This is a genomic window from Shewanella sp. K8, from assembly GCF_028823715.1.
GTDB classification, from domain to species: Bacteria; Pseudomonadota; Gammaproteobacteria; order Enterobacterales; family Shewanellaceae; genus Shewanella; species Shewanella algae.
In genome coordinates, this window is record NZ_JAPEHY010000005.1 from 128,237 (window position 1) to 141,860 (window position 13,624).

13 protein-coding genes are annotated in these 13,624 nt (G+C 50.3%); 10 read left to right on the forward strand and 3 right to left on the reverse strand.

The window, feature by feature from the left end:
• Positions 1-241 precede the first annotated feature (241 nt).
• The 3 genes from ON072_RS04540 to ON072_RS04550 form a co-directional block, all read right to left on the reverse strand.
• Entirely contained in the window at positions 242-1,159 is a 918-nt protein-coding gene (locus tag ON072_RS04540) for a pseudouridine-5'-phosphate glycosidase (protein ID WP_093982889.1), read from the reverse strand.
• Positions 1,153-2,244: a PfkB family carbohydrate kinase gene (locus tag ON072_RS04545; protein WP_101058727.1), complete on the reverse strand. Its 1,092-nt coding sequence runs from the start codon at positions 2,242-2,244 to the stop codon at positions 1,153-1,155. Before ON072_RS04545 ends, ON072_RS04540 begins: the two co-directional genes overlap by 7 nt.
• A 589-nt stretch (positions 2,245-2,833) precedes the next feature.
• Positions 2,834-3,532 (reverse strand): DUF3334 family protein, encoded by a 699-nt coding sequence (locus ON072_RS04550; RefSeq protein WP_101058726.1) that lies wholly within the window; start codon positions 3,530-3,532, stop codon positions 2,834-2,836.
• A gap of 316 nt (positions 3,533-3,848) precedes the next feature.
• On the opposite strand from ON072_RS04550, the gene ON072_RS04555 reads away from it, so the two are divergent.
• From ON072_RS04555 to ON072_RS04600, 10 genes are all read left to right on the forward strand, one after another.
• Positions 3,849-5,483 carry a methyl-accepting chemotaxis protein gene (locus tag ON072_RS04555; protein WP_037474479.1) on the forward strand — a complete coding sequence of 545 codons (1,635 nt, stop codon included), beginning with the start codon at positions 3,849-3,851 and terminating at the stop codon, positions 5,481-5,483.
• 391 nt (positions 5,484-5,874) lie between these two features.
• Positions 5,875-6,264 carry an ACT domain-containing protein gene (locus ON072_RS04560; RefSeq protein WP_025010258.1) on the forward strand — a complete coding sequence of 130 codons (390 nt, stop codon included), beginning with the start codon at positions 5,875-5,877 and terminating at the stop codon, positions 6,262-6,264.
• 79 nt (positions 6,265-6,343) lie between these two features.
• Entirely contained in the window at positions 6,344-6,601 is a 258-nt protein-coding gene (locus ON072_RS04565) for an HPr family phosphocarrier protein (protein WP_028779985.1), read from the forward strand.
• A gap of 11 nt (positions 6,602-6,612) precedes the next feature.
• Positions 6,613-8,316, forward strand: coding sequence for a phosphoenolpyruvate--protein phosphotransferase (ptsP, locus tag ON072_RS04570; RefSeq protein WP_274625979.1), 1,704 nt, complete (start codon positions 6,613-6,615; stop codon positions 8,314-8,316).
• Positions 8,317-8,437: 121 nt separating this feature from the next.
• Positions 8,438-8,947 carry a PTS glucose transporter subunit IIA gene (gene crr / locus ON072_RS04575; RefSeq protein WP_025010257.1) on the forward strand — a complete coding sequence of 170 codons (510 nt, stop codon included), beginning with the start codon at positions 8,438-8,440 and terminating at the stop codon, positions 8,945-8,947.
• Between the two features lie 467 nt (positions 8,948-9,414).
• A complete protein-coding gene (locus ON072_RS04580; protein WP_045282874.1) occupies positions 9,415-10,191 on the forward strand; it encodes a nucleotidyltransferase domain-containing protein in 777 nt (258 codons plus the stop codon).
• A 151-nt stretch (positions 10,192-10,342) separates the two neighbouring features.
• Positions 10,343-10,873 carry a hypothetical protein gene (locus ON072_RS04585; RefSeq protein WP_107004880.1) on the forward strand — a complete coding sequence of 177 codons (531 nt, stop codon included), beginning with the start codon at positions 10,343-10,345 and terminating at the stop codon, positions 10,871-10,873.
• A gap of 445 nt (positions 10,874-11,318) precedes the next feature.
• Positions 11,319-11,669, forward strand: coding sequence for an ArsC family reductase (locus tag ON072_RS04590; protein WP_025010255.1), 351 nt, complete (start codon positions 11,319-11,321; stop codon positions 11,667-11,669).
• Positions 11,666-12,799 carry a succinyl-diaminopimelate desuccinylase gene (dapE, locus tag ON072_RS04595; protein WP_045282876.1) on the forward strand — a complete coding sequence of 378 codons (1,134 nt, stop codon included), beginning with the start codon at positions 11,666-11,668 and terminating at the stop codon, positions 12,797-12,799. Before ON072_RS04590 ends, dapE begins: the two co-directional genes overlap by 4 nt.
• A 3-nt stretch (positions 12,800-12,802) precedes the next feature.
• Positions 12,803-13,528, forward strand: coding sequence for a M15 family metallopeptidase (locus tag ON072_RS04600; protein ID WP_144131107.1), 726 nt, complete (start codon positions 12,803-12,805; stop codon positions 13,526-13,528).
• Positions 13,529-13,624: the final 96 nt, after the last annotated feature.

Sequence of the window (13,624 nt, forward strand, 5' to 3'; positions counted from 1 at the left end):
CTATCCACATGTTTTTAAATGTTAAAACCGCAAATATCACACAGATAACTGATTTTTTATTGAAATTGATTCACATCAGTTTAGCGCTGTTTGATGACTGAATTTGAACGTAACCCGAAGACAAGGGAAGATACTCAGCCTGGACGTCACGCTATACCATAGCTCCCGTGCCTGAGTTCCAAAAAGAAACCCGACAATCGCCGGGTTTCTTGAGATAGCTTAATGGTTCAAAGACAGCTGATTAGCGGGCCACGTACTCGCGGGCAATCTCAGCCGCCAGCTTGGCATTGTTGTATACCAGCTCTATGTTGGCGGTCAGGCTGTGACCTTCGGTAATTTCGGCAACTTTGGCCAACAGGAACGGCGTTGAAGCCTTGCCGCCTATGCCTTTCTCATCCATTTCAGCCACTGCGCGGGCGATGGCGCCATCGATCAGTGCTTTATCCAACGCATGCTCGTGAGGAATTGGGTTGGCGATCACCATACCGCCCTTGAGCCCCATGTCCCACTTGGCTTTCATGGCGGCAGCCACTTCTACCGGCTGCTCCAAGCGATAGTCGACACCGAAGTCACTCTCGCGGGTATAGAAAGCCGGCAGTTTATCAGTTCGGAAACCAACGACAGGCACGCCTTGCGTTTCCAGATATTCACGGGTCAGGCCCAGATCCAGAATAGACTTGGCACCGGCGCAAACCACGGCCACATCTGTGTTGGCCAGCTCCTGCAAATCAGCAGAGATATCGAAAGTTTGCTGAGCGCCGCGGTGCACACCGCCGATACCACCGGTAGCAAACACCTTAATACCGGCCATTGCGGCCAGGATCATGGTAGAAGCAACTGTGGTGGCACCGTCTGCACCTTTGGCAACAATAAAGGGAATGTCACGGCGACTGGTTTTGATAACGGCTTCACCGGCCTTGCCCAGGTAATTGATCTCTTCCTGGCTCATACCCACTTTGAGGCGGCCCTTGAGAATGGCGATAGTTGCGGGTACAGCGCCGTTATCACGGATGATCTGCTCCACCTTGAGCGCTGTCTCAACGTTCTGCGGATACGGCATACCATGGGAAATAATGGTCGATTCCAGCGCGACCACCGGCTTGCCTTGTTCCAGGGCTGCTTGAACTTCAGGATGAATATCCAGATACTGCTTCAGCATAACGACTCCTTGATAATACGGTTTACAGAGATTTCAGACATATTGGGGTTGATAGTTGCGATATGAGACAGCGCCAACCGGGCCGCGGCCATCGCAAATTCTGTGGTTTCCAGCAATGGCCACTGCTTGAGCCAACCGTGAGCCAATCCGGCCAGGAAGGCATCTCCGGCGCCATTGGCGTTGACCATTTCCACCTGCTTGGCGCTCACCATCTGTGACTCACCGCTATCGCTGACAAATACACCTTCACTGCCCATACTGAGGAAGATCCGCTTGACGCCCTGGTCATGGAACCAGTTAGCGATAGCGCTTAAGTCTTCTTTGCTGCGCATTTCGATGCCGGAGAGGTGCTCGGCTTCTTTGAGGTTGGGTTTGAGGGTGTGGATGGCGTTGAGGTAAGGCTTGATTTTCATCGCCTTGACACAGGAAACCGTGTCAATAAATACCGGGACTTGAGGGAAGTTGCTCAGCAGATAGGATAAGGCGGCTTCGGAAAGGTTGGTATCCAACACCAGAAGTTCGGCGCGGCGCAGCATATCTTCCAGCCCCTTGAGCACTTCAGGGCCCAATCTTTCCAAAATGGCCATGTCGTTGATGGCTACATGCATATCAGCATCGCCATCCAGTACCGAAAGATAGGTGGAGGTCACCGCGTCTTCAAACTGCAAACTGTTGCCCATATCGACTCCGGCCTGACGACACTGGGCGGTGATCATTTCACCATAGGCGTCTTTGCCTACCGCCGTCACCAGTCGGGTATCTGAACCCAGACGAGCCAGGTTTTCAGCGATGTTGCGCCCAACACCGCCGGGTGAGCAACTGACGCTGCCGGGATTGGAATCCCCTACCCTGAGCTTGGAAGCCGGCCGGCCAAGAATATCCATATTGGCGCCGCCTATCACGACCGCAAAGGGATTCTCCGCCAAGATATACCCCTTGCCACGGATCACGCCTTTGTGAGTCAAGTTCATGATATGACCTGCGACTGCAGAGCGGGTTATGCCCAGCTGATCAGCAAGTTTTTGCTGCGGTATCAAAGGGTCAGCTTTAATAAGGGCCAGAATTTCGAGTTCACGTTCTGTCATTGGCGCTTTCCTGTGCAAACATTTGTTCTTGTGACAAACTTTTGTTTGCACAATAAACACTATGTCCGAGGCTGGCAAGCGGAATTTAACCCCTAATTACAACTTCGTGATCTACTCAGCAATTTTTAACAAGTCGAAGTTTTTATAAAAAATCCATCAATTCATATAGATACACTAAATCAATCAGGGCATGTCCTGTCATAAAAACAATAAAAGTGGTTGAAGTTAACCGCGGCAAGTTTAAGTGCAACATCTGTTGTATTGTCGTAAACGGCAGGGCTCAGTGTTGCTGAATAGCAGCCCTGCTTGTGCCACGTCTGTGCTAGTGATTGCAACGTCACCCACAAAGACAGGCTGCTCCGCTATTCGCCTGATGGCTTAAATGATAAGTAACTCAAAAGATTGAGTAGCTATAGGGACAAAGTTAATAGAGAAATACTGACCTGGAAAGCGAGAATGAAAGCGCCCTTGACTGAGCGCCTTACAGTGTGTGGAGAGCAGTCGTTATTGCACTGTTCAAAAGCAGGGCCGCGGACAAGCTAACGCCGCCCGCTGACAAAAGGATTGATAACATCACGCCTGAAAATGGTCAGATGCCCAGCTCTTTGAACAGATCGTCAGTGTCATCATCGACATTGGCGGCCTTAACCCAGGGCGATTCCGGCGCTTTGCCCTGCGCCTGTTGATTGCCGTGGCGGGCCAACAACAAATCCGGATCAAACTCTTCATCGGTTTCAAACTCGGCCAGGCGGATAAACTCTGTCTTGTCCATGGCAAACTCAAGATAGAAGATATGGTTGTTTTCTGTCTTGAACGACACCCGGCGGGCTATAGGATCATCCAGGTTGGCATCGATAGAGATAGTCAGCTCCTTGTTGATGGTCAACATCTTTGGCTGGCTCTGACTGATGGACGTTTGCAGCTCCTTGGACACCTTACCGATAAAGTCCCCCAGCATCTGATTCATCAATTCGCCCATCACATTGCCCACCTCGTCTGAGGTATGAGAGAAAGCCAACTCCTCCTCCGGCATGCCCATATGCAGCATGTAGCGGCGATAGATTTCCAACGCGGCGGCCGCTGAAAAGTTGATCACCACCAGGCCTGAGAAGCCACCATCAAAAATAGAGAAACACCCAACGTCCGGCTTGAGTCGGGTACGGGTTATCTTTTGCACTATACCTGCGTGGGACAGAGTGCTGGCGGTGGTAGCCGACAAGACATGGGTCACAGAGTGACAGAGTTTCAGCAAAATATCGTCCGAGCTAATGACTTGAGGTGTATTCATGAAGAGAGACCAATAATAGACATAAGGTTAATTCTGAGCCGATTTTGTTTAAAAATCAAAGTGAAAACAACAAATTAGCCCTTTACTTATGACATGTGTGATCCAACACATCTTAAGCTTTTGATATTAGAGCCGATATCCAGAATGCAGCCTCGAAGGCATGAGGCCTGTTTTCCCCTCTGTTGGCAAGATTTAACGCGAACAATGAGCGCGATCAACAAAGCAATACACACAAGGTAAAAAGGTTTCACTTGGTTTTTCCATCGCGTTATAGTCGCTGCCAACTACCTAATAAGAAATAACAAAGGAGTACAAAATGGCATTACTCAGGAAGCTCACCATTCTTCAGCGCCTTATCCTTATGTTGGTTCTGGCCGCGATAGGCACCCTGTGTTTCGCCAGTTTTTCCATCAAAGAACAGTATGACAATCTGATAACCCAGAAATGGCTGCAAAATGATGCCCAGTTGAACACGGCCCTGTCTGTAGTTGCCGCACATCGCACTCAGGCACAGGCGGGTAAACTGACTCTCGAAGAGGCGCAACAGGAGTCGGCCGCCTTGATCGGTCAGATGCGTTATGGCCGTGAAGGCTACTTTATTCTGTTGTCGGATCAGGGCAAGATCATCGCTCACGGCGCCGAGCCTTCGCTGGTGGGTCAAGCCATTGCCGGTTATCGCATCAAAGACGGCAGCAATCCGCTGGCCCAGCTACAACAACAAGCCAAGGCCAATGGCACAGGCAAACTCAGCTATGAGATCCGCAACCCGGCCAGTGGCAATAGCGAAGAAAAGCTCACCGAATCCAGATATGACAAAGATTGGGGCTGGACCCTGCTGACCGGCACATATATCAGCGATGTCAACGCCACCATGAAGTCAGTCTCAATCGATTATTTGATCATTATGATGTTGATTTCAGCGCCGATTTTCATCTTCTTCCTGGTGCTCAATCAATCCATTACCGCACCGCTCAAGACCGCCATCGCCGCAATGGAGGATATTGCCCAAGGTGAAGGCGACCTCAGTAAAAGGCTCGAGGGTCAAGGCCGTGATGAAGTGGCTGCACTCGCCCGTGCCTTTAACAGTTTTGTAGAGAAGATAGGTAGAACCGTCAGCGAACTGCAGCCACTTGGTGCATCGCTGGGCGAGGACGCCGAGCACCTGACAGTTGCAGTCAAAGAGTCCAACCACAGCGCCGATAACATCCACAGAGAAACCGCCAGCGTGGCTACCGCCGTGAATCAGATGCTGGCAACCACACAGGAGATGGCCAACAATACCCAGCAGGCTGCCGATGCCGCTTCCAGCGTCAAACAACAAGCCCTCAGCGGTAAAGAGACCATGGATGCAACACTGGCAAACTGCCAGGAGCTGGTGCGCGAACTGCAGGCTGCAGAAAATCTTACCGAAACCCTGGGTCAGGCTTCAGGCAGAATTGGCGGCATTCTCGACGTTATCCGCACCATTGCCGAACAAACCAACCTTTTGGCACTCAACGCCGCCATCGAAGCCGCCCGCGCAGGTACTCACGGCCGCGGCTTTGCGGTAGTGGCCGATGAAGTGCGCGCCCTTGCCAACCGCACTCAGGACTCCACCAACGAAATACACAAGCTGATCAGTGAAATTCAATCCGGTGTCAGCGCCGTTATGGAGAGTAACAGCCAAACACAGAGCCAATCCTCCGAGCTGCAAAAACAGGCCGAAGCGGCAGGCTCTGCCATGGATCAAATCCTTTCCCTGGTCGCGCAGATAAGCGATATGAATACCCAACTTGCCAGCGCTACCGAAGAGCAATCTTTGGTGACCGAAGAGATCAATCGCAATGTCAGCACCATTTCTGAGCTGACTCAAGTTTCAGTGCAAGCCAATGCCAGCAACCAAAGCGCGGCGATGTCGCTTGAGCAGATCAGCCAGAACATGCGCCGCACTCTGGGACAATTCAAGATCTAACATCTCGAGGGGCAGAACGTATTCTGCCCCTTTCTTATTGTGATAAGCTAAGGAAGGTGCAAATGAGTCCTCGTGGCACTCTGGTTTGCACAGCAATTGGCGTTCAAGGCATCTGACTGAAGGCATGCCGGGGCCTGTCGAAGTCGGATAACGCAGAGATCCGGTTGCTGTGAAAACCCCGAAGGGCGTGGCTTACAGACCTGCCTGCTGTGTTCTGCTTCTTGCAAAGGACTAAGCCATTTGCGGCGAACCACGCCTTGCATCCAGGCCTGTAAGCCGACGCAGAGCACACATGGGACTTGTTCGCACCTTCCCGGAGTTTGCCGTACCCGGCAGGTGATACCGCAGCGGCGGCCATTAGGTCGCCCGGGCGAGAAAAGAGGTATTGGCTTTGCGCATGACATTGGCGGTCTATCCGCAGCTATTCACTATCCACAGTTTCAGCTCAGATACTCAGGTTCCGGCCGAGGTACTCAGCCAGCCGCTGTTTTTTATCGCCAAAACCCGCGAGGAACTCTCGGTTGTCGTCGATTGTAAACTGGAGCTCGATAGCCTGGAGCAGGAAGAAGACTGGCGTTGTCTTGAGCTTTTAGGGCCACTCGGCTTTTCCATGACGGGTATCATGGCCAGAGTCTCGGCGACTCTCGCCGATGCCCATGTGAGTATTTTTACTGTTTCAACCTTCGATACCGACTATATACTGCTGAAGAAAGATAAGTTGGATACCGCCATTCGCGCCCTCAGAAAGCAGCAATATCAGGTTATTGAATATGGCAATTGACGGCTTGTTCGCCGGAGTATTGCAAAACGTCAGCCGTTACCGGATATTATTCAGTTAATTACATGAGTCAAAGAAGTCTATGTACGAAAAAACCGTCACTATTACCGCCAAACACGGGATCCATACCCGCCCTGCCGCACTGCTGGTAAAAGAGGCGAAACAGTACGATTGTGATGTGATGGTTGAGTGCCAGGGCAAACAAGCCAGTGCCAAGAGTCTGTTCAAGTTGCAGACACTGGGGCTCTATCAAGGCGTGTCTGTCAGAGTATTTGCCGAAGGTGAACAAGCTCGCGAAGCCGTTGAACGGGTGTCGGAACTGTTGATCACCTTAAGTTGAGAGGAACACAGATGCGCCTCGCCGGAATTGCAGTCTCATCGGGTATCGCCTTCGGAGAAGCGGTAGTCTACAACCCCTTTGACAACAGCATGGATTACCGCCTGCTGCCACTTGCCAAAATCCCTCAAGAGCTGAATAAGCTCACCCAGGCACTGCAGCGCTTGTGCCAGCAGTTACAGACCAGCCTGGATAAACTGACCGAAGATTCAGACAACTTCCAATTGGTGGAAGCCGATCTGCTGCTACTGGAAGATGCCGAACTTATTCAACAAATTCGCGAGTCCATCAGTGGGCTGCAGTTTTCAGCCACAGCGGCGGTAGAGCGGGTCTTTGCCCACCAGGCCAGTGAACTTGAAGCGTTGGAAGACCCTTACCTTGCAAACCGGGCCCAGGACGTACGCTGCCTCGGCAGACGACTTATCAGCAGTATCAACGGCGCCGATGCCGATGGCCTGGATAAACTCAAACATGACTCCATCTTGTTGGCCCAGGATCTGACACCGGCGGAATTTGCCCTGCTGCCCCTTGAACATATCAAAGGCATCATACTGAAGACCGGTGGCCTCACCAGCCACACGGCTATCCTGGCCCGTGCCGCCGGCATCCCCGCCCTGCTTTCCTGCAACTATCAAACAGGCAATATCAATGCCGGCGATCCGCTCATTCTGGATGCCAACCAAGGTGCCTTATTTGTTCGCCCGGAGCAAACCGAAGTAACAGAGCTTAAGCAGAGATTTGAGCGCGAGCAGGCAAGACGCAGCGCACTGGAGCAATACCGGGACAGGCAGACCCAGACCCAGGACGGCAAACGCATAAGCCTAATGGCCAACGTGGGTAACCTCAATGAGATCTCCCGTCTGCCCCAGGTCGGCGCGGAAGGAATAGGTCTGTTTCGTACCGAATTCATGCTGATGGATGTCAGTTGCATTCCAGATGAAAAGGCTCAGTACAACCTTTATTGCGATGCCCTGCAGCTGCTCAACGGCCAGCCCTTCACCATACGCACTCTGGATATAGGTGCAGACAAGGAACTGCCTTGCCTGGATCAGGCAATAGAAGACAATCCTGCGCTTGGCATGCGCGGCGTGCGCTACACCCTTAAACATCCTGAAATTCTGCAGACACAACTACGGGCCGTATTGCGCGCCGCCAATCATGGTCCGGTTCGGTTGATGCTGCCCATGGTTAATCAGGTTGAAGAGTTAGACGCCGTACTGGATATGCTGGAGCACTGCAAACAGCAGCTCAGCGAGGCCGAGAAAGGCTATGGAGAAATCAGCCTTGGCATAGTGGTGGAAACCCCGGCCGCAGTTATGAACCTGCCAACGCTGCTGCCAAAGCTGGACTTTATCAGCATAGGTACCAATGACTTGACGCAATATGCCATGGCGGCGGACAGGACCAACCCTGAATTAACCCGGGATTATCCCTCATTTTCACCGGCGATCCTCAGGCTGATTGCCATGACAATAGCAGACGCCAAAGCGGCCGACATCAGGGTCTCTGTGTGCGGAGAGCTGGCAGGCGATCCGCGTATTGCGCCAATACTGATGGGCATGGGGCTGGACGAGTTGTCGGTCAACCCCGGCTCTTTGCTGGAAGTCAAAGCGGCGCTGTGCGAGGGTAACTTCAGTCAATTTGCAGAGCAGGCCAAAAAAGCACTCGCCTGCACTCGATTGTCTGAATTGACATCCTTGATCTCCCTCTGTCATTAAGGCTGTTAATTCAGTATGCTAAGCAAAAATCCCCTTCCCCAACCTGAACGTTGTCGAGGGACTGTTTAACCGGAAACCAGAAGTCATCCGGAAACCAAAAACAAAAAGGACAAAACAACCCATGGGATTTTTAAGCCGGATCCGCCGCATGGTATCGGGGCAGCCCAACATAGAAGGCGGCATAAAAGTTTATGCCCCTATCAGTGGCGATATTGTTGCCATTGAAAAAGTCCCGGATGTGGTCTTCGCCGAAAAGATTGTCGGCGATGGCATTGCCATAGAGCCCAAAGGCCAATTTATGCTGGCGCCGATTGACGGCACTATAGGCAAAATTTTTGAGACCAACCACGCCTTCAGCATAGAGTCGCCCCAAGGGTTGGAACTGTTTGTTCACTTTGGCGTTGGTACCATAGAACTTAGAGGAAAAGGCTTCAAACGCCTGGCCCAGGAAGGCCAGGACGTTAAAGCCGGCGAACCTATACTGGAGTTTGACCTCGATTTTCTCAAAGATCAGGTCAACAGCCTGCTCACCCCTGTGGTGCTGGCTAATATGGAAGACGTTAAGTATCTGGAAAAACGCCAGGGTAGCGTCAGCGCCGGCAAAGATGTGATATTTACGGTTCAGGTTTAGATGGCTGGCAAACGGATAACGCTCAAGTGCATTATTTGTCCGAGTGCATTTGAGCTTCTCCAAGGCCACAAAAGCGCATCTGCCCCTTCCAGTACTGATAACCAAGTCTGCAAGCCATGGTAGAGCACCCATGAGACTTATTCGAACCAATCCTGAAGGCTCAATATTGCATCATCTTTCCGCTTATCTCACCTTTTAGTGATTGATTAACCCGAAAATGCTATTTATTGTCTATAAAACTCAGTATGTTAGACATAACAAATTCAAAGGTGGACGCTTGAGCTGATGCTGTTTTAAATTGCTTAAGAAGTTTTGCATCCGAACGTTAGCCATGTTGGTACGTAGCCTTTCCTGTGACAAAACGTGTTTTCATACAAGGGGCTGGACGCGCTTTTTATACCTCTTCGTTGCCGATTTAGACATAGCACTTTTCTCCAGACTATATGAGCATTGACATAGAAAATACCATGATTGACAAAACTGTTAGAGAAGAAATCCTTTCCAGGATAAAAAGGGCTGAAAAAGAACATGGGGTTCGGGTACTTTACGCCATTGAATCTGGTAGTCGAGCTTGGGGATTCGAGTCCCCCAACAGTGATTATGATGTGCGTTTCATATACGTCCATCCTAAAGATTGGTACCTAGCTGTTGACTTGGAAGATAAGAGAGATGTTATTGAATATCCCATTGTCGATGAAATTGATATCAATGGCTGGGATCTAAGAAAGGCATTAAAACTTTTTTCTAAATCTAATCCAGCATTTGTGGAGTGGCTGCAATCCCCCATCGTATATATCGAACGAGGTGTATTTGCTCAAGAAGCTCGAGCACTGCTTTCAAAGATCTATTCTATTGATAAGGGGATATACCATTACCGGAGCATGGCTAAGGCGAATTACCGAGGTTATCTCCGTGATGAAATGGTGCCAATTAAAAAGTACTTCTATGTATTGAGGCCATTGCTTTCGATTATGTGGTTGGAAAGGTACCAAAAGCCAGCGCCTATTGAATTTGAAAAACTTCGACAAATAGTCAGTGACAGAACTGAGTTAAATAGCCAGATATTACACTTACTTGAAAGAAAGAAGAGAAGTTTAGAGAAGGAGTTCGCACCACCTATACCAGAGATAAATGAATTTATTGAATTTGAGCTGAAACGATTGGAGTCTTTCTCAAATAATACAGAAAAAGGTGAACAGGCCATGGGTGAACTGAATGCATTATTCCATAAAGTACTGAGTTGACTTTTAGCTATCGAGTGAATTGCAGCCTGTCTCCCCCAGGTTAGAATCCCATATACCGTAAATTTGCGGGCTCACCTGCAAATTCAGCACAATACCCAGTACAAAACTTGACCGCCAACTATCTGTAAAATTGACAGTTTAGGACTTGAACATGACAGCAATCAGTGAAGAATACTATGTTTTATCAAATAACTATTCAAAGGTGAACTTCGTTGTCAATATGGAAGATGATCGAGAGTTTAGCTTGTTGATGGACAAGGAAATATCAACATCTACCCCAGTGAACTTTGAATGCGTTAGTTTAAAGAGTTTTGAAAGCATTGCGGCTCCATTTGATGTATCTGTCAATACAGAGATATTATTTGACTTGGACTTTCTTTCCACTCTATCTGGGTTGGAACTATATCAGACCTCTCTCGTTCCGGCTAAAATTATCAACAAAGACTATATATACCTTCACTGTTACAACATCATAAATATAGAAGAAGAACGTATAGGCTTCGATTTTAGCAAGTTATCCAATATACCGTTAGAGAAAAGGTTAGTCTTTAAACCTTCTTTGGGCGCTATTGTTGTTTTCTTTCACAAATCAATAATGGAAAAGCTTAATAGCGTTAAGGAAGTGCAATACGTTAAACATAAGAAAGCTTCCGATTGGTCTATAGAATGGGAAATGTCGTGATTCGTAGCAAGTTTACAACTGGCGATATAACTCATCTGGTTTACCATTGACCAAAAACTGATTTAATTTAAAGCAGAATTTAAAAGAATAAGTTGTATAGATACGTTTCTATTATCTGAAGGGTTCTCACCCTAAACTGCCCGCTTCAAGTGGTGCTTCCACGACAGCCTAGTCAGCTTATTGGTGACAGACTCAGGTTTGGGATCTGAATTCGGGGGGAAAGGTCAAAGTCATCCAGTTGACATACAGACATCAGGTTGGTTTTTCTCTTTTGTGGAAAGCCAAACCTCTTCCACTGACCCCGGTGGTCACTATGCCTTGGTCACACAAAGCGCCGGCGAGACGTATGAATTGCCCCATCAAGATAGCCCTTTTCATCGGTTTTGCCTTTGTTATACTCGCTGACAATCACGAACTATAAGCAATACAGAGAAACGGACTCGTCATGACAGATAGACTCTATGGGATTAAGAACTGCGACACGGTAAAAAAAGCACGAAAATGGTTGGAGGCCAAGGGCCAGCAAGTGACTTTTGTAGATTTTCGTGAGCAGGAACTTTCACAAGACACACTCAAGGCCTGGGTCGAGCGCATCGGCTGGGAGGCGGTGCTGAACAAACGCTCCACCAGTTTCCGTGCGCTGGATGACGCCGATAAGCAGGATATTGATAGTGCCAAGGCGATATCCCTGATGCTGGCCAATCCAACCCTTATCAAACGCCCTGTATTGACCCGGGGCCAAGATGTGATGACCGGTTTTAAAGAAGCCGACTACCAAGCGTGGTTCGGCCTATGAGTCAGCAAGTGCTTGAGCTTGCCAAGGAGTTGATCTCCAGGGCATCTGTTACCCCTCTGGATGAAGGCTGTCAGGCATTGATGGCCGAGCGACTCGCCAAACTGGGCTTTGCCAACGAGTCCATGGTGTTTGAAGATACCACCAATCTCTGGTCTCGCCGCGGTACTGAAGGACCGGTATTTTGTTTTGCCGGCCATACAGATGTGGTACCGCCGGGGGACTTGGCCAATTGGCATACTCCGCCCTTCGAGCCAGTGGTTATCGACGACTATCTTCACGGCCGCGGCGCCGCAGATATGAAAGGCTCGCTGGCGGCCATGGTGGTGGCCACCGAGCGTTTTGTGACCGCCCATCCGCACCATCAAGGCTCTATCGCTTTTCTGATCACCAGCGATGAAGAAGGCCCCTTTATCAACGGCACCACCCGGGTGATAGACACCCTGGAAGCGCGCAATGAAAAGATCACCTGGGCCTTGGTCGGTGAGCCATCCAGTACCCTCAAACTGGGCGATGTGGTCAAAAATGGCCGCCGCGGCAGCCTCACCGGCAATCTCGTCGTCAAGGGTATTCAAGGACATGTGGCCTACCCTCACCTGGCGGATAACCCAGTGCACAAGGCTGCGCCGGCGTTGGCCGAACTTGCCGCCATGCAGTGGGACAAAGGCAATGAGTTTTTCCCGCCGACCAGTTTTCAGATAGCCAATATCAACGGTGGCACCGGGGCGTCCAACGTGATCCCGGGTGAGCTTAAGGTAATGTTCAACTTCCGTTACTCCACCGAAGTCACCGCCGAAGAGCTGATTAAGCGGGTCGAGAATATCCTCGATGCCCATGGACTGAATTATGAGCTTGGCTGGATCTTTAATGGCCTGCCATTTTTGACCGGCGATGGCCCGCTGCTTGAAGCGACCCGCCAAGCGATTAAAGAGGTAACAGGCTCAGATACCGACCCGCAAACCTCGGGCGGCACTTCAGATGGGCGCTTTATTGCCCCTACCGGTGCTCAGGTAATAGAGCTGGGTCCGGTGAATGCCACCATTCATAAGGTTAATGAGTGCGTTAAAGTCGCGGATCTCGAGCTGTTGGCCCAGTGTTATCAGCGTATCCTGGAAAAACTGTTGTTGGAGTAAGTGATGGCAAGGGGCGATTTTCTCTACGGCCTTGAGACTGAAGCAGAGCCGCAAAGGACACTGGTTAGTCTAAGCGGCAGTGAAAGCGGTTCAGGCGCGGAAGTTTGGCTGGAAGCCGAGACGGCCAAGGCCTTTCTTGAGATGCAGGCCGCCGCCGAGCAAGATGGCATCGCCCTGGCCATCTGCTCGGGTTATCGCAGCTTTGAGCGTCAACTCGCGATTTGGAATGCCAAAGCCTCAGGGAAGCGCACTCTACTGGATAAAGACTCACTCCCTGTGGGTGACATCGGCGCGCTCAGTGATGATGAGTTAGTGGCGCTTATTTTGCTTTGGTCGGCGCTGCCTGGCGCCTCTCGCCACCACTGGGGGACGGACGTGGATCTATTCGACAGCGCCCAAATCAGCAAGCATGAACTCAAGTTAATTAACGCCGAGTATGAACCCCAGGGCCCTTGCTATGAATTGGACCTGTGGCTGGACGAGCGCGCCCTGGATTTTGGCTTCTACCGCCCTTTTCAGGCGGGACTCAGTGGCGTTAGCCCGGAGCGTTGGCATTTGAGTTTCCTGCCAAAGGCCAAAGGGTTTCTCGAGCAGTTTGATAGCGAGCGTCTGCGGCAAATACTCGACCACAGTGACGTCACACTCAAGCAAGGTTTGCTTCGACGTTTGCCGGAACTGGTCGAGACTTATGTCAGGCACGTTGCCCCCTATCCGGTTGGATTCAAATAAGTACCTTTGAAGTACGTTTGAAAAAGCGAGTTTAAATAAACATCATGCGATTTCGCGCTCAGATCCTAAGCCGGCAAACTTGGGGTATCCTGTGTC